General features: G+C 50.6%; 19 protein-coding genes. 18 read left to right on the plus strand and 1 reads right to left on the minus strand.

Going from position 1 to position 15,867, the window contains the following annotated elements:
- The first annotated feature begins 45 nt into the window (after positions 1–45).
- The 6 genes from fapR (at position 46) to rnc (ending at position 4,470) form a co-directional block, all read left to right on the plus strand.
- Positions 46–618: a transcription factor FapR gene (gene fapR / locus Q9M42_RS00800; protein WP_322524638.1), complete on the plus strand. Its 573-nt coding sequence runs from the start codon at positions 46–48 to the stop codon at positions 616–618.
- Positions 619–630: 12 nt separating this feature from the next.
- The gene (plsX, locus tag Q9M42_RS00805; protein ID WP_322524639.1) at positions 631–1,611 is read left to right on the plus strand and encodes a phosphate acyltransferase PlsX; all 981 of its coding nucleotides are present in this window, start codon (positions 631–633) and stop codon (positions 1,609–1,611) included.
- Between the two features lie 11 nt (positions 1,612–1,622).
- A complete protein-coding gene (gene fabD / locus Q9M42_RS00810; RefSeq protein ID WP_322524640.1) occupies positions 1,623–2,570 on the plus strand; it encodes an ACP S-malonyltransferase in 948 nt (315 codons plus the stop codon).
- Positions 2,567–3,313, plus strand: coding sequence for a 3-oxoacyl-[acyl-carrier-protein] reductase (fabG, locus tag Q9M42_RS00815; protein ID WP_322524641.1), 747 nt, complete (start codon positions 2,567–2,569; stop codon positions 3,311–3,313). Before fabD ends, fabG begins: the two co-directional genes overlap by 4 nt.
- Positions 3,314–3,401: 88 nt before the next feature.
- On the plus strand, positions 3,402–3,632 hold the full coding sequence (gene acpP / locus Q9M42_RS00820; RefSeq protein ID WP_027847178.1) for an acyl carrier protein: 231 nt from the start codon (positions 3,402–3,404) through the stop codon (positions 3,630–3,632).
- A 154-nt stretch (positions 3,633–3,786) separates the two neighbouring features.
- The gene (gene rnc, locus Q9M42_RS00825) at positions 3,787–4,470 is read left to right on the plus strand and encodes a ribonuclease III (protein ID WP_322525240.1); all 684 of its coding nucleotides are present in this window, start codon (positions 3,787–3,789) and stop codon (positions 4,468–4,470) included.
- Between the two features lie 51 nt (positions 4,471–4,521).
- Here the strand turns inward: rnc and Q9M42_RS00830 are convergent, their stop codons facing one another.
- Positions 4,522–4,746 carry a DUF1128 domain-containing protein gene (locus Q9M42_RS00830; RefSeq protein ID WP_298784279.1) on the minus strand — a complete coding sequence of 75 codons (225 nt, stop codon included), beginning with the start codon at positions 4,744–4,746 and terminating at the stop codon, positions 4,522–4,524.
- 234 nt (positions 4,747–4,980) lie between these two features.
- Here Q9M42_RS00830 and smc point away from each other — a divergent pair, with 234 nt between their 5' ends.
- The 12 genes from smc (at position 4,981) to ylqF (ending at position 15,862) form a co-directional block, all read left to right on the plus strand.
- Positions 4,981–8,544, plus strand: coding sequence for a chromosome segregation protein SMC (gene smc / locus Q9M42_RS00835; RefSeq protein WP_322524642.1), 3,564 nt, complete (start codon positions 4,981–4,983; stop codon positions 8,542–8,544).
- A gap of 12 nt (positions 8,545–8,556) precedes the next feature.
- Entirely contained in the window at positions 8,557–9,636 is a 1,080-nt protein-coding gene (gene ftsY, locus Q9M42_RS00840) for a signal recognition particle-docking protein FtsY (protein WP_322524643.1), read from the plus strand.
- A gap of 89 nt (positions 9,637–9,725) precedes the next feature.
- A complete protein-coding gene (locus Q9M42_RS00845; protein ID WP_322524644.1) occupies positions 9,726–10,073 on the plus strand; it encodes a putative DNA-binding protein in 348 nt (115 codons plus the stop codon).
- Positions 10,073–11,416 carry a signal recognition particle protein gene (gene ffh, locus Q9M42_RS00850; RefSeq protein WP_322524645.1) on the plus strand — a complete coding sequence of 448 codons (1,344 nt, stop codon included), beginning with the start codon at positions 10,073–10,075 and terminating at the stop codon, positions 11,414–11,416. The genes Q9M42_RS00845 and ffh overlap by 1 nt, the downstream gene beginning before the upstream one ends.
- 90 nt (positions 11,417–11,506) lie before the next feature.
- Positions 11,507–11,779 carry a 30S ribosomal protein S16 gene (rpsP, locus tag Q9M42_RS00855; RefSeq protein WP_079476141.1) on the plus strand — a complete coding sequence of 91 codons (273 nt, stop codon included), beginning with the start codon at positions 11,507–11,509 and terminating at the stop codon, positions 11,777–11,779.
- Between the two features lie 164 nt (positions 11,780–11,943).
- Positions 11,944–12,183, plus strand: coding sequence for a KH domain-containing protein (locus tag Q9M42_RS00860; protein WP_322524646.1), 240 nt, complete (start codon positions 11,944–11,946; stop codon positions 12,181–12,183).
- A 54-nt stretch (positions 12,184–12,237) separates the two neighbouring features.
- Positions 12,238–12,657 carry a YlqD family protein gene (locus tag Q9M42_RS00865; RefSeq protein WP_322525241.1) on the plus strand — a complete coding sequence of 140 codons (420 nt, stop codon included), beginning with the start codon at positions 12,238–12,240 and terminating at the stop codon, positions 12,655–12,657.
- Positions 12,644–13,168, plus strand: a complete 525-nt coding sequence (gene rimM, locus Q9M42_RS00870) for a ribosome maturation factor RimM (protein WP_322524647.1) — start codon at positions 12,644–12,646, stop codon at positions 13,166–13,168. The genes Q9M42_RS00865 and rimM overlap by 14 nt, the downstream gene beginning before the upstream one ends.
- Positions 13,165–13,863 (plus strand): tRNA (guanosine(37)-N1)-methyltransferase TrmD, encoded by a 699-nt coding sequence (trmD, locus tag Q9M42_RS00875; RefSeq protein ID WP_322524648.1) that lies wholly within the window; start codon positions 13,165–13,167, stop codon positions 13,861–13,863. Before rimM ends, trmD begins: the two co-directional genes overlap by 4 nt.
- A 125-nt stretch (positions 13,864–13,988) precedes the next feature.
- Complete coding sequence (rplS, locus tag Q9M42_RS00880) at positions 13,989–14,333, plus strand: 50S ribosomal protein L19 (RefSeq protein WP_022792749.1); 345 nt, start codon at positions 13,989–13,991, stop codon at positions 14,331–14,333.
- Between the two features lie 85 nt (positions 14,334–14,418).
- On the plus strand, positions 14,419–14,979 hold the full coding sequence (gene lepB, locus Q9M42_RS00885; protein WP_322524649.1) for a signal peptidase I: 561 nt from the start codon (positions 14,419–14,421) through the stop codon (positions 14,977–14,979).
- A gap of 19 nt (positions 14,980–14,998) precedes the next feature.
- Positions 14,999–15,862 (plus strand): ribosome biogenesis GTPase YlqF, encoded by an 864-nt coding sequence (ylqF, locus tag Q9M42_RS00890; RefSeq protein WP_322524650.1) that lies wholly within the window; start codon positions 14,999–15,001, stop codon positions 15,860–15,862.
- Positions 15,863–15,867 lie beyond the last annotated feature (5 nt).

A 15,867-nucleotide genomic window follows, 5' to 3' on the forward strand; every position in this document is an offset into this window, starting at 1 on the left:
CTATATACTACTATTAGTACCTACTCATAGAAGTGGATGATTATTATGGCCCGAAAAAATAAAAAGGCAAGACAGGAAGAACTTCAAACTGTTATTGCCTCTAATCCTTTTATTACCGACGAAGCACTTGCCCGGTCGTTTCAGGTGAGCGTCCAGACTGTCCGTCTGGACCGCCTGGAGCTCTCGATCCCGGAGCACCGGGAGAGAATCAAGCACGTTGCTAAAGAAAGGCTTGACGAAATCAAGGCGCTGCCGCTCGAAGAAGTGATCGGAGAGGTTATTGACCTTCATCTCGACCACGAAGCGATCAGCATGCTTGAAATTACGGAGGATCACGTATTCTCAAGGAACGGCATTGCGCGCGGGCATTATCTGTTTGCGCAGGCGAATTCCCTTGCAGTAGCTGTGATCAACGATGAACTAGCGCTTACGATGCGCTCCTCGCTTGAATTTAACCGGCAGGTGCTTCTCGGAGAACGAATTATTGCCAAAGCGGTCGTTACGAAAAAGACCGAAAGAAAAACATATGTTACGGTAACAAGCCGCGTGCAGGGGGAAGAAGTGTTTCAGGGCGAATTCGTCATGTACCGTTCCCACGCTGCTTCGGTGAACGAATAAGGAGACTAAAAAATGAGAATTGTAGTCGATGCAATGGGCGGCGATCATTCTCCTAAAGCCCAGGTGGCTGGAGCAATGGCTGCTGTTCAAGCTTTTAAGGATATCGAGATTACACTGGTGGGCTCTGAGCCCCAAATCAAAAAACATTTATCCAGTACAGAACGTATTGATATTTTGCATACTGATGAAGTGATCGATGGGGACGAGTCCCCGACCAAAGCTATTCGCCGCAAAAAGCAGTCCTCGATGGTTCTTTCCGTGCAGGAAGTGAAAGAGGGCCGGGCAGCGGCAGGTATTTCTTGCGGCAATACAGGGGCTTTTATGACGGCAGGTCTCCTGCATATCGGCAGAATACACGGCGTAGAGCGCCCGGCACTTGCTCCGACACTCCCGACAGTGGACGGCAGCGGTTTTCTGCTGCTTGACGCAGGAGCCAATATGGATGCAAAAGCGAATCATCTGTATCAGCACGCGATTTTGGGCAGTACATATATGCAGCTGGTACGAGGTATTGAAAACCCGCGGGTCGGACTTGTTAATATTGGTACGGAAAAGGGCAAGGGCAATAATTTAATGAAAGAGACGTACGAGATGCTCGAGCATGCCCCGATCAATTTCGTCGGAAACGTAGAATCAAGGGATCTGCTCGATGGTGTCTGTGACGTAGCGGTCTGCGACGGCTTCTCCGGAAACCTCGTGTTAAAATCCATCGAAGGCACCGCATCCACCCTGTTTTCGCTGCTGAAAAAAGAATTTATGGCAAGTCTGCGGACAAAGCTGGCTGCTGCCATGATGAAAACAGGCCTGATGCATCTGCGCGAGAAAATGAATTACTCCAATCACGGTGGGGCTACGCTTGTGGGGCTGCAGGCGCCGCTGATTAAGTGTCACGGGTCGTCCGACCATATTTCCGTCTATCACTCGATCCGTCAGGCCCGGCAGATGGCCCAGGAAAACGTGACACACCTTATGCAGAAGCACTTAGAAGAGTAGGAGGCATCACAATGGGAAAAACGGCTTTTATCTTTCCCGGTCAGGGATCCCAGTTTGTTGGAATGGGAAAAGAGTTATATGATAACGCTCCGACGGCCCGTACGGTCTTTCAGGAAGCAGATGAAGCGCTTGGATACAGCCTGACCGATATTATGTTTAACGGCCCGGAAGAAACATTAACCCAGACGGAATACACGCAGCCGGCAATGCTCACGATGAGCTCCGCCCTTCATGCGCTTGTGGAGGAAAAGGGCGTGCAGGCTGATTATACCGCCGGTCACAGCCTCGGGGAGTATTCGGCGCTAGTGGCTAATGGTGCGCTCAAATTCGCAGATGCCGCTGCTGTGGTGGCCAAACGGGGAAAATGGATGGCTGAAGCGGATCCCGATGGTAAAGGGACAATGGCCGCAGTCATGGGAATGGAACGTGAAGATCTGCAGGAGCTTGCGGATGAAGCGACAGAAGCCGCTGATAAAGTACAGCTGGCCAACCTGAATGCTCCCGGGCAGATTGTTATCTCCGGGAGCCGGGAAGGCGTGCGCTATGTAGAGGAGCACGCTCCGGAGCGCGGAGCGAAGAAAGTGGTGCCGCTGCAGGTGAGCGGTCCCTTTCACTCCTCGTTTATGAAGCCGGCGGAGGAAAAGCTGGCGGAGGCTCTGCAAAACGTTGAGATCCGCGGGCCACGTCGGCCGCTCATTGCGAATGTGGATGCCAAGGAAACCTCGGACCCATCCGCCATCCGTCAGCAGCTGACTGCCCAGGTAACCTCTCCGGTTCACTGGGAAGATTCTATACGCCGGCTGATTGACCTTGGTGTAACGGAATTTGTGGAAATTGGTCCTGGCAACGTACTGAGCGGAATGATCCGGAGGATTCAGCGTCGCGGTCTGGATGTACATGCAGTTCAGGACGAAGCATCGCTGGATAAATGGCTTGAAAAAAGGAGTGCATCGTCATGAATTTCGAAGGACAAAGCGTGCTTGTAACCGGAGCGTCAAGAGGTATCGGCAAAGCCATCGCCCTCGGCTTTGCCGCTCAGGGAGCGAACGTTGCGATCAACTACGCCGGCAGCCGGGAAAAAGCCGAGGATACCGCTTCGCAGTGCGGGGAGCACGGCGTGAAGACGCTTGTGATCCAGGCTGATGTGTCGAGTGAATCGGATGTCAAGGAAATGCTCAATCAGGTAACAGAGGAATTCGGCGGTATTGACGTGCTTGTAAATAACGCTGGTATCACGAAGGATAACCTGTTAATGCGCATGAAAGAAGATGAATGGGATGACGTCATTGATACAAATTTAAAAAGCGTATTTTTAACATCCCGGGCAGCGGCCCGTCCGATGATGAAAAAACGGGGCGGAACGATCATTAATATGGCTTCAGTCGTCGGAACGACCGGGAACCCCGGACAGGCGAATTATACGGCATCAAAAGCAGGAGTAGTCGGGCTCACGAAAACGCTCGCCCGCGAGCTTGCTTCAAGAAATATCCGGGTGAACGCTGTTGCGCCAGGATTTATCTCCACGGAGATGACCGATGAGCTCGAAGAAGGTACGAAGGAACAGATGATGCAGCAGATTCCGCTTCAAAAGCTCGGGGAGACGGAAGATGTAGCCAATACGGTATTATTTCTCGCTTCAAACAGCGCCAAATATATGACCGGCCAGACGCTTCATGTTGACGGCGGCATGGTAATGCCATAAAATATCGGTGACACAGCGGTTTCATTCGCGCTCAGAAGTGGAATGAATGGGATGAAGCCGAAACGATTCTTTAAAGGAGGTGAAAGGAATGGCAGACACGTTGGAACGTGTGAAAAAAATCGTTGCAGACCACCTCGGGGTGGATGAGGCGAACGTCAATAAAGACGCGACCTTTAAGGAAGATCTCGGCGCGGATTCTCTGGATGTAGTAGAATTAGTCATGGAACTGGAAGATGAATTTGATCTGGAAATTTCTGATGAAGAAGCAGAAAAAATTCAAACAGTCGGTGATGTAATCAATTACATAGAGAAGCAGTAGTAGAAAGCAAGCCCACGTCCTGTGCAAGCGGGCTGGGCTTTTCTATGTAATACCCCGAAATTATTTTAAGGGAGGTTCATTTTTGCCAAAACCTACATCGTCCAAAAGCCAATCCAGGGAGAAAGCAGTATTTACGGCCAGACAGCATGAACTTATGCAGTCCATTCTCCGGGAGCTGCAGGTTTCCTTTGCAGACGAACAGCTGCTGCGACAGGCTTTCACGCACTCTTCCTATGTAAATGAACATCGTATGAAGCACGTAAGGGATAACGAACGTTTGGAATTTCTCGGCGATGCTGTATTGGAGCTGGCGGTTTCCAATCATTTGTTCCGCGAATTCCCTTCCATGACGGAAGGTGATATGACAAAACTCCGCGCCGCAATGGTATGTGAAGCATCGCTAGCTAGCTTGGCCGAGGAATTGCAATTTGGAAACGTGGTCCTGATGGGTAAGGGCGAAGAAATGACCGGCGGCCGCACCCGGCCCGCGCTGCTCGCAGACGTATTCGAATCGTTTGTCGGAGCAATGTATCTTGATCAGGGGCTTTCAAACGTTGAACAGTTTTTGGAACGCTTCGTCTTTCCTAAGCTTGATGAAGGGGCGTTTTCTGTGACAGCCGATTACAAAAGCCAACTGCAGGAATTTGTTCAGAAGGAAAACTTGGGCGTGATTTCCTATGAAATCACCGATGAGCAGGGGCCGGCCCACAACAGGGAATTTCATTCGGCGGTCTCCTTAAACGAGGCGCGCGCCGGTACCGGTCGCGGACGGTCAAAAAAAGAAGCGGAGCAGCGGGCAGCCCAGGCTACCCTTGAACAGCTGCAGCGCCGTGAATAAACGAAATTAAAAAACAACCGCCAAACGCTGGCGGTTGTTTAAATGTGCGGATCAGCCTTTGCGCAGATGGCCGAGCTCGGAAACGATGGCCTGCATCTCGCTGACGCTGATATTATTTTTGGAATCCACCATGTCGTAGATTTCTTTAATCTCATGGTACTGATCGACATCATAATGCTCCGGCTGCATAACAGAAACATTGACGATCTGCAGCTTTTTCTGCAGCTCAGTAATCATGTAATCCAGGTTATCGCGGCTTGCTTGTTCTAAACTCATGCGAATTTCTTCTCCTCCACTCCGTCCAGTTTAAAAACCCGTGGTTCATCTCTTTAAAAGCTTTCACGGTGTTTTAATGACAACGTTAATATTATTGTAGTGGTTTTTCCCGCGTTTGACAAAGGGGGATTTAGGGCGAGTTCTGCCGGCGCGCGTGTTGTGATAAAATATAAACATCGGAGATCAGCGCCCGGCGCTGTCAGTACATACTATAAAATAAGAGGGGGCATACCTTTGTTCCTGAAACGAATAGAAATTAAAGGATTTAAATCGTTTGCCGACCGTTTACATATTGATTTTAACCCCGGCATTACGACCGTCGTCGGTCCGAACGGCAGCGGCAAAAGCAATATTTCCGACAGCATCCGCTGGGTACTCGGAGAACAGTCGGCCCGGTCGCTGCGCGGCGCCCGTATGGAAGACGTGATATTTTCCGGAAGCGACACCCGTCGTGGACTGAATATTGCGGAAGTCACGCTCGTGCTTGATAATGAAGACGGAAGCCTTCCATATGAATACAGCGAAATAAGCGTGACACGCCGTTTGTACCGCTCCGGAGAAAGCGAGTATCTGCTGAACCGGACAAAATGCCGCCGCAGGGATATTATTGATCTGTTTATGGATTCCGGCATGGGAAAAGAATCATTTTCGATCATTGGCCAGGGCCGGGTCGAAGAGGTGTTAAACAGCCGGCCTGAAGAGCGGCGGGCGATGTTTGAAGAAGCCTCCGGGGTATTGAAGTACAAGCAGCGCAAGCAGGAAGCTGAAAGAAAATTTGAATCAACAGAGGCGAACCTGCACCGGGTAAAAGACATTCTGCACGAATTGAATGAGCAGATGGAGCCATTGCAGATACAGGCATCCGAAGCGAAGGACTACCTCGCCAAGCGTGAAGAACTTGAAGCGTTAGAATCGGCTTTGCTCGTGCATGAAATTGAAGAGCTGCATTCCGATTGGAAAGCAGCTCAGGAGCAGGAGAAAAAAGAAGAGCAGCACAACAGGCGCTGGAAGCAGAAAAAAGAACAGACGGAAGCGGCCGCCCGTAAAGCCAGGGCTTTCGAAGCCCTGCTTGCCCGGTTTCACCAGCAGGTGCAGAGCGGCTATGTGGAAGTGGCCAGAAATCTCGAAAAGCGTGAAGGGGACCGTAACCTCTCAAATGAACAGGGAAAACATGCAGCCGAAAAGCTCGAAGCAGAAAAAAAGGCACTCGAGGAAGACGAGGCAAAGCTGAGCAGCGTAACAAACGCTTACCGGGAGCAAAAAGAACGGTATGAAAAAGAAAACGAAACGCTCACGAGCGGGATGAATGAACTGCGTTCGGTTCAAAAGCAGCTGCGCTCCTACCAGGAAATGAACGGAAAAGACCTTGAAGAAGAAAAAAGCGAATATATTGAAAAACTCAACGAACAGGCGTCTGTAGGGAACGAGACCCGATATGTGACAGACCAGAAAGCTTCTCTCGAGCGGCGTATGAAAGCATTGAAAGAGGATAATCAATCGTTTCTTGAAGAGCGCGGGAATTCCGCACAATTCGTTACAGAGCAGAAAAAAGAAGAAGAAGCGCTCTCCCGCCAAACGGAAAACGCACGCTCGGAAGCTGAAGCAGCCACCAAAGAAGAACAGCGCCTGGAAGAGAAATTAAAAGAACAGGAAGACAAGCTGTATAAAGCGTACCGGTACGTTGACGAAAAAAAATCAAAAATCCGTATGCTTGAAGAAATGCAGGAGGAGTATGCCGGCTATTACCAGGGGGCCAAAGAAATTTTAAAGGCCCGGGAACAAAAGCTTTCAGGCGTTATCGGATCGGTAGCCGAGCTGATGGATGTCCCGGGAGAATATGTGGAGGCAATGGAAACGGCGCTAGGCGCTTCACTGCAGCATATTGTAACGCAGACAGAAAAAGACGCACGCGAGGCAATTGCATATTTGCGCAAGCATCAGAAGGGCCGCGCGACGCTGCTCCCCTCCGAAACGGTACGTCCAAGACGGGCCGACCGGCCCAGCTATGAAAAAGCACAGACGTTTACCGGTTTTGTCGGTACGGCCGGGGAGCTTGTACATGTCCGCCAGGGATATGAGCATGTCCGTGACCAGCTGCTCGGCCATATTTTTGTGGTGGACCAGCTGGAAACCGCGAACCGCCTGGCGGCAGCGTGCAGCTATAAAATTCGCATAGTCACTCTTGAAGGAGATGTCGTAAACCCCGGGGGCTCGATGAGCGGAGGAAAAACGCAGAACCAGAAGGGCACACTTCTCGAAAAACAGCGTGAGCTTCGCGAGTTAAGAAATAATTTATCGGAAATAGAAGAAAAGACCGCAGCCTGGGAGAAAACAGTGGAAAACACGAAGCAGGCTGTAAAAAAGCAGAAAGCGACTGCCGGCGAAAAGCAGCAGAGAGCCCGGGAATATTCCGGACAGCTTGAGGAGAAAAAGGAAGCACGCCGTAAAAGTGAGCAGGAGCACGACCGCCTTGATTCCCGTCTTGGCATGTTTGACCGGGAATACTCCTCGCTTGAGGAAGAGAAAGAACGTCTTGATGAGCGTCTGCAGGTGCTTGAAGACAACCGGACGAGAGTCGAGAAAACCATCACAGAGCTGAAAGCATCGATCGACGCGCTCGAGCAGGAATATTCCAGGCGGGATGAGGAAGAAGCGCTGCTCCGGGAGCAGGAGACAGAAGCAAAAGTGCAGACGGCAGCGCTCCGGGAAAACGTCTCTGCACAGCATAAAGAAAAAGAACGGCTCCATAGGGAAAAAGAAGAACTTGAACAGGCAGTCGCGCGGCGCAAAGAGCGTGCAGCTGCCTGGGAAGAGCATTTAAATAACGATCATAGCAGCCAGGACTGGGATGAATTGGTCGAAGAAGCGAAAGCCGCTAAGGAAGAGATTGAGCGGCTGCAGGAGCAGCTGAATGAACAAAAGAATCGTGCAGCCCGCGCTGCAGAACAAATCGAAGCAACAGCCTCTGTTCAGAATGACCGCTTTCAGGAGAGCAGGGATCGTCTTCATGAAACGACGGTGCGCATGAACCGTCTCGATGTGACGCTCGAAAATAAAATCACCTACCTTCAGTCAGAATATGAATTGTCATTTGAACGGGCGAAAGAGAAGCATACGCTGTCTGTAAGCCCGGAGCAGGCAAAAGACGAGGTGCACCTGCTTCAGCTTGGCATCGAAGAGCTCGGAACTGTGAATCTCGGGGCGATTGAAGAATGCGAGCGGGTCACGGAGCGTCATCGCTTTTTAAGCAGCCAACAGGAGGATCTGATGGAGGCAAGACAGTCGCTGCAGGATGTGATCGATGAAATGGACAGAGAAGTGACGGAGCGTTTTGCCGCTACGTACCATGCGATCCGCGAAGAATTTCAGCACGTCTTTGCGAAGCTGTTCGGCGGCGGGGAAGCGGATCTGTTGCTTACGGATCCGGAGAATCTGCTTCATACGGGAGTGGATATTTCCGCCCGGCCGCCCGGCAAAAAAAGGCAGCACCTTTCTCTGCTATCCGGTGGGGAGAAGGCGCTGACAGCCATCGCGCTGCTGTTTGCCATTATTAAAGTAAAACCAGCCCCGTTCTGCGTACTGGACGAAGTTGAAGCCGCTCTTGATGAAGCGAACCTCGTACGCTTTGCGAAATACCTGCGCTCGTTCAGCGAAACGACCCAATTTATTGTGATCAGCCATCGCAAAGCAACCATGGAGGAAGCCGACGTACTTTACGGAATTACAATGGAAGAATCAGGCGTATCAAAAATGGTATCTGTCCGCCTGGAAGAAGCGGATGAACTACTGGAAGTGTAAGGAGTGAAAAGCATGAGTCTTTTTCAACGATTAAAAAAACGAATGGCCGGAGAAGCAGCGGAAGAAGAAGCCAGAGAAGAAGCGAAGCAGGAAGCAGAGAAATCAGGCAAAGAGGAGCCCGAAGAAGAACGGCGCGTCTCGCTTTCAAGCCGTTTCCGTGAAGGACTGGCGAAGACAAGGTCGTCGTTTTCCGAAGCGATGAATGAACTGTTCGCCCAGTACCGCGAAGTAAATGAAGATTTCTTTGAAGAACTCGAAGAAATTTTGATCAGCTCAGATGTCGGTGTGGAAACTGTGATGGAAATCATCGACGAGCTGCGAAACGAATCGCTCCTGAAAAATATCCGAACGACAGAAAAGCTGACTCCGCTTATCACGGAAAAAATGGCGGAAAAGCTGGATCGCACCGGAGAAGATTCCAAGCTGAACATGAATCCGGATGGAATGACTGTCATGCTTTTTGTCGGCGTGAACGGCGTCGGAAAAACGACAACGATCGGGAAAATGGCCCATCAAATGAAAGCAGAAGGAAAAAAAGTTGTTCTCGCAGCCGGGGACACGTTTCGTGCCGGGGCGATTGAGCAGCTTGAGGGCTGGGGAGAGCGTGCCGGAGTAGACGTTATCAAGCAGCAGGCCGGCAGTGACCCGGCGGCGGTCATTTATGATGCGATCAAGTCAGCCAAATCGAGACAGGCAGATGTGCTTCTCTGCGATACGGCAGGCCGTCTGCAGAACAAGGTCAATCTGATGAATGAGCTTGCGAAAGTAAAGCGTGTCATTACGCGGGAAATTCCCGAGGCACCTCACGAAGTGCTTCTCGTCCTGGACGCTACCACCGGCCAGAATGCCATGAGCCAGGCAAAAACATTCCGGGAGGCAACGGAGGTTTCCGGCATCATCTTAACGAAGCTTGACGGGACCGCGAAGGGCGGTATTGTAATGGCGATCCGAAACGAACTGAACATTCCGGTAAAAATGGTCGGTCTCGGGGAAAAGCTGGATGATCTGCAGCCTTTTGAAGCGGAGGATTTCGTTTACGGGCTGTTTAAGGATATGATTGAACAGACGCCGGCCGATGCAGAGGAGCGGTAGCATCCGGTTATGCAATTTCTTGACAAGAACCGCTGTGGTTCGTAAGATGAACTGTAAAGTAATTGCACTTAACGCCAGAGGTGGTCTGCATGCTCGAAAAAACAGTTCGGATGAATTCACTGTTTGATTTTTACCAGCCGCTGCTGACAAACAAGCAGCGGCTCTATTTGGAAAGGTATTATTTAGACGACTTTTCGCTGGGTGAAATTTCGGAGGAATTTAACGTCAGCCGCCAGGCGGTGTACGACAATATCCGGCGCACCGAAACGATGCTTGAGGAATATGAGGAAAAGCTTGGTTTATATAAAAAATACCAGGAGCGCCTGGCGCTGTACGAGCAGTTAAAAGCACTGGCTCCGGACGATTTCCCGGAAAGGAAGCAGCTGCTTGAAACGATAGAAACGCTGGAAAATTTAGAAGAGGAAGGGGTTTCGTAATGGCATTTGAAGGATTAGGCGAACGTCTGCAGTCCACGTTTGACCATATGAAGAGCCGTGGAAAGGTGACGGATGAAGACGTTAAAGCAATGATGCGCGAAGTAAGGCTCGCGCTGCTTGAAGCAGACGTCAACTACAAAGTCGTAAAGCAGTTCGTCAACAGCGTAAAAGACCGTGCGACCGGCCAGGAAGTAATGAAAAGCTTAACGCCCGGCCAGCAGGTGGTCAAGGTGGTCAGCGAAGAGCTGACCCAGCTGATGGGCGGCGAGCAGGCGGAAATTGCAAAGGCGGCTAAGGGCCCGACGGTAGTAATGATGGTCGGCCTGCAGGGCGCCGGGAAAACGACGACATCCGCGAAAATTGCAAATTATTTGCGGAAAAACAAAAACCGCCAGCCCCTGATGGCGGCCGCCGACGTCTACCGGCCGGCAGCGATTGATCAGCTCGAGACGCTCGGCCGGCAGCTGAACATGCCCGTCTTCTCTCTTGGAACCGAAGCGGACCCGGTTGATATTGCCAAACAGTCGCTCGCAAAAGCTAAAGAAGAGCATTACGATTATCTGTTTATTGATACAGCAGGACGTCTGCACGTGGATGATTCTTTGATGGATGAGCTGCAGCGTATGAAAGAAGCAGTCAATCCCGATGAAATCATGCTCGTGGTGGACTCGATGACCGGGCAGGACGCTGTCAACGTTGCAGAAAGCTTTAACGAACAGCTCGGCATTACCGGCGTGACGCTGACGAAGCTTGACGGGGACACCCGCGGTGGGGCAGCGCTGTCGGTTAAATCGGTGACGGATAAACCGATCAAATTCGCCGGTACCGGAGAGAAAATTGACGCCATTGAACCGTTTCACCCGGAACGGATGGCTTCAAGGATTCTCGGCATGGGCGATATGCTCTCTTTGATAGAAAAAGCGCAAACCAATGTGGATGAAGACAAGGCTAAAGAGCTTGAAAAGAAAATGCGGTCGCAGGATCTGACGTTTGACGACTTTCTCGAACAGCTCGGCCAGGTGCGTAACATGGGATCGATGGAAGATATTATGAGCATGATCCCGGGCGCCGGCAAAATGAAAGGTCTTAAAAATGTCCAGATGGATGACAATCAGATTACACGGGTGGAGGCAATCGTTCGCTCCATGACCAGAGAGGAACGCCAGCAGCCGTCTTTAATGAACGCAAGCCGCAAGCGCCGGATTGCTAAAGGAAGCGGAACGACGATCCAGGACGTAAACCGCCTGCTCAAGCAGTTTGAAGACATGAAAAAAATGATGAAGCAGATGACTTCGCAGCAGAAGGGTAAGAAAAAAGGCAATTTCTCGATGCCATTCATGTAAAATTTTTATATGGCAAGGAAAAACACTTTACAGCACGCAAAGAAGCTATTATAATAAGCAAATGTGAGAAAAAAATGGAGGTGTTTGCATATGGCAACGCGCATCAGATTAAAGCGCATGGGCTCGAACAAGCGTCCTTTCTACCGTTTGGTAGTAGCGGATTCCCGGGCACCACGTGATGGACGTTTTATCGAAGAAATCGGTACGTACAACCCGCTGACTAACCCTGCCGAGTTCCACGTGAACGAAGAGAAGGCTCTCAAGTGGATGCTCGACGGTGCTAAACCATCGGATACTGTTCGTAACCTGTTTTCGCAGGAAGGTCTTATGACCCGTCTGCACAACGAAAAGCACGCAAAGTAATAAGCTAAAAAGATCGTCTGTGCCCATCATTTCCTCACGGAATGAAGAGGGAGAGGCGGTCTTTTTTTATGTAACGGCATGCCTGTATATCTCCTGCCTGCGGAGAAAGACCCGGGGGCCGCTTGTTTGTGATAAAATAATACATATCAGGAAAGGATGAGTGGATGAAATCTTTTGCCTACATAATATTGGAGCGGATTGTGGATTATCCGGATGATATAAATATGACGGAATCGGAAGAGAACGGACGGGTGCTTATTGAAGTTAGGGTTCATCCGGAGGATGCAGGAAAAGTGATCGGCCGGCAGGGCAAAACGATTCAGGCAGTGAGGACGCTTCTGCAGGCGAAAGCCTCGGCTGAAGGAAAAAACGTCCGTCTTAACCTGTTGAACGATCAAAAATAGCTCCCTGTTTAGCTGCCGCTTCGGGGCCTTTGAAGAGGTGATAAATTGCGTGTAATGAAAAAAATGAACGTTCACCATATTCTGACAGAAACATTAAAGGAGGAGCTGCAGGAAAAATATGAGCAGCAGAAATCCCGGCTTCTCGAGGAAACGGAACAGCTTCGTTTTCAAAAACAAAAGCAGAACAAGGAACGGGAGACCGAGAACGGCCGCTGGTCGGCCATGGATAAATTCAACAAGGAAATTGAAAAACGAAAAGAGGAGCTGCAGCAGCTTTATTTTTTACAGAACCAGCTCGAGCATCTTCCGATCGGCTCGGAGCTGTCATTTGGAACGACGGAAGTGATGTTTGATATCGAGGTGGGGAGCGCGTGGCATGAAGGCGAGCACTGGGGGACCATTGTAGTGGAAGAGGGCATTGTAAAAGAAATCAGATCAAAACACAAAGCGAGTGACGAAGATGGAATGGTTTAATGTAGGTACGATTGTAAACACGCACGGCGTACGGGGGGAAGTCAGGGTGAAATCCGTCAGCGACTTTGAGGAGGACCGTTTTCAACCTGGGCAGAAGGTATACGTGGAGAAGCCGGAGGCAGAAACCGGCCATGAACCGCTGGTCATTAAAAGCTCCCGTCCGCATAAGCAGTTTATTCTGCTCACATTCGAAGGATTTCATTCGATTGATGACGTGGACTGGATGAAAAATGCGGCGCTTTTTGTACCGGAAACGGCGCTTGCCCCGCTTGAAGAAACGGAATATTATTTTCATGAAATCATCGATGCAGATGTCTATACGGAAGAAGGCATCCGTCTCGGTTATGTGAAAGAAATCCTGACCCCGGGAGCCAATGACGTGTGGGTGGTGGAGCCGGCAGAAGGGCGGCAGGATATTCTGCTTCCTTACATTGAAGAAGTCGTCCAGCATGTGGACGTCGCCGAAAAACGTATTACCGTAAGGGTAATGAAGGGAATGCTGCCGGAATGAGAATGGACTTTTTAACCTTGTTTCCGGGTATGTTTGAAAGTGTGTTCAGCCACTCCATTCTTGCCCGGGCCGCTGAAAGAGGGCACGTCTCCTTTCATACCCATGACATAAGGGACTATACAGACGACAAGCATAACAAGGTGGATGACTATCCGTACGGCGGGGGAGCTGGTCTCGTATTGAAGCCGCAGCCGGTATTTGACGCTGCCGCCCAGGTTAAAAGCGCAGGTGATGCTCCGCCGGACCGGGTGATTCTTCTCTGCCCTCAGGGAAAACCGTTTAAGCAGGAGGACGCCCGGGAGCTTGCCGGCGAGGACCGGCTGATGTTTATATGCGGTCATTATGAAGGCTATGACGAACGGATCCGCGAGCATCTAATCACGGATGAATACTCGATCGGCGATTTTGTACTGACCGGCGGCGAACTCGGCGCGATGGTTATGGCAGACAGCATTACGCGCCTTTTACCCGGAGTGCTCGGCAATGAACAGTCCGCTCACACAGATTCGTTTGAGGACGGGCTGCTGGAGTATCCGCAGTATACCCGTCCGGCGGACTTCCGCGGCATGACGGTGCCGGACATTCTGCTGTCCGGCGACCACGGAAAAATCGCTGAATGGCGGCAAAACCAGGCAATAAAGAGAACAAAAGAACGCCGGCCGGATCTTTGGGAAAAATATACCGATCAGACGTAAATCCGGCGGTTGATTCCACCCGTGGAATGTGCTATGATTCATTTTGTGACTAAATAGTCATCAATTACGGTGCTCCGCTGTTTTCATCGTGGACAAGAGCATGCGAGAGAAGGAGGCGAATACAAATGCAACAACTTATTCGCGACATAACGAAGGAACAGTTAAAATCGGATCTCCCGGACTTTCGCCCAGGTGACACTGTAGCAGTGCACTTGAAAGTTGTCGAGGGCTCCCGTGAACGTGTACAGGTGTTTCAGGGCGTCGTTATTAAACGTCGCGGCGGAGGCATCAGCGAGTCTTTCACCGTGCGTAAGGTTTCCTACGGAATTGGTGTGGAAAGAACTCTTCCGCTTCATTCCCCAAGAATCGACAAGATTGAAGTGAAACGCCGCGGTAAAGTACGTCAAGCTAGATTGTACTATCTCCGTAACCTGCGTGGAAAAGCTGCGCGTATCAAAGAACTTCGATAAGACACAGGAGAAAAAGCTGCAGCGGAGTATTCCGTCTGCAGCTTTTTTCATACGGATAAACTATACAAAGAAAGGAATCGACCGCATGAATGAACGCCGCTTTCCCATCAATTGGCTGCATCTTCTGACAGTAATTATGATTGCATTACTTATTGCATTGGCAGCACGCTGGCTGTTTGTAGCTCCAGTCGTTGTGAAAGGCGAATCAATGGAGCCGACCATTCATGATGAAGACCGGATGCTGTTGAATAAATCAAGCAAATGGCTGCATGAGTGGGACCGGTTTGATGTGGTCGTTTTCCGCGCCAACGATAAAGATGATTACATTAAACGGATCATCGGACTGCCGGGCGATACGCTCGAATACAGGAACGATACGCTTTTTATTAATGGGGAGCAGGTGGACGAGCCGTTTCTTGATAAAAAGACCCTGGCAGCAGGCCCTCCCCCGGCGACTACCGATTTCACACTGAAGGAGAAAACAGGACGGAGCCGTATTCCTGAGGGGCAGGTGTTTGTGATGGGCGACAACCGTCCGAACAGCTATGACTCCCGGGCTATCGGACTCGTAGAAGAAGAGGAGATTGTCGGGGAAGCGGTCATAACGTTCTGGCCGCTTACCCATATGTGGCCATCGCCATTTTAATTTGAAAGGAGGGAGACAAATGGACATTCAATGGTATCCCGGACATATGGACAAGGCGCAAAAGGAAGTGCAGAGCAAACTAAAGCAGGTGGATGTGGTTATCGAGCTTGCAGATGCAAGAATCCCCCGGTCCTCGCGGAACCCACTGCTTGAAACGATTATTCAGGATAAGCCATCGGTGATCGTATTAACCAAAGCCGACCTGGCCGATCCAAAAGTAACCGAGGAATGGAAGCAGTATTACCGCGATCAGGGAATTGAGGCCGTGGACGTGGATTCCAAGCACAAGAAGGGCCTGCATGTGATTAAAGAAGCGGCGCTTCAGCAGACGGAACGGCTCCAGGCCAGGTGGAAAAGAAAAGGCATTAAGCCAAGGGCTATACGGGCAATGATTATCGGCATCCCGAACGTCGGCAAATCGACGCTCATCAACCAGTGGATCGGAAAAAAGACGGCTAAAATCGGTGACCGTCCGGGAATTACGAAAAATCAACAGTGGCTGAAAATGGGCAAGGAAATGGATCTGCTCGACACCCCGGGCATTCTCTGGCCGAAGTTCGAAGACCCTTACGTTGGGGAACGTCTTGCAGCGACAGGTGCCATTAAAGACGAGCTGTTGGATCTGCAGGATATTGCGTATTTTATTATCGGTATCTGCCAGGAGTATTACCCCGAAAAGCTGCTTCAGCGTTTCGGACTTGAGGATAAGCCGAGGGAGACGTCGTTGGAATGGTTTGAAGACATCGGCCGTAAGCGGGGAGCGCTGCTTGCAGGAGCGGAAATCGATTACGAAAAAGCAGGTGAAATGGTCGTACGCGAGTTCCGCGGTGGGCTGCTCGGCCGCATCAGTCTCGAACGCCCGGACGATGACGTAAGCGAATAATTGTG

It is taken from the genome of Marinococcus luteus (genome assembly GCF_034497705.1).
GTDB lineage: Bacteria > Bacillota > Bacilli > Bacillales > Marinococcaceae > Marinococcus > Marinococcus luteus_A.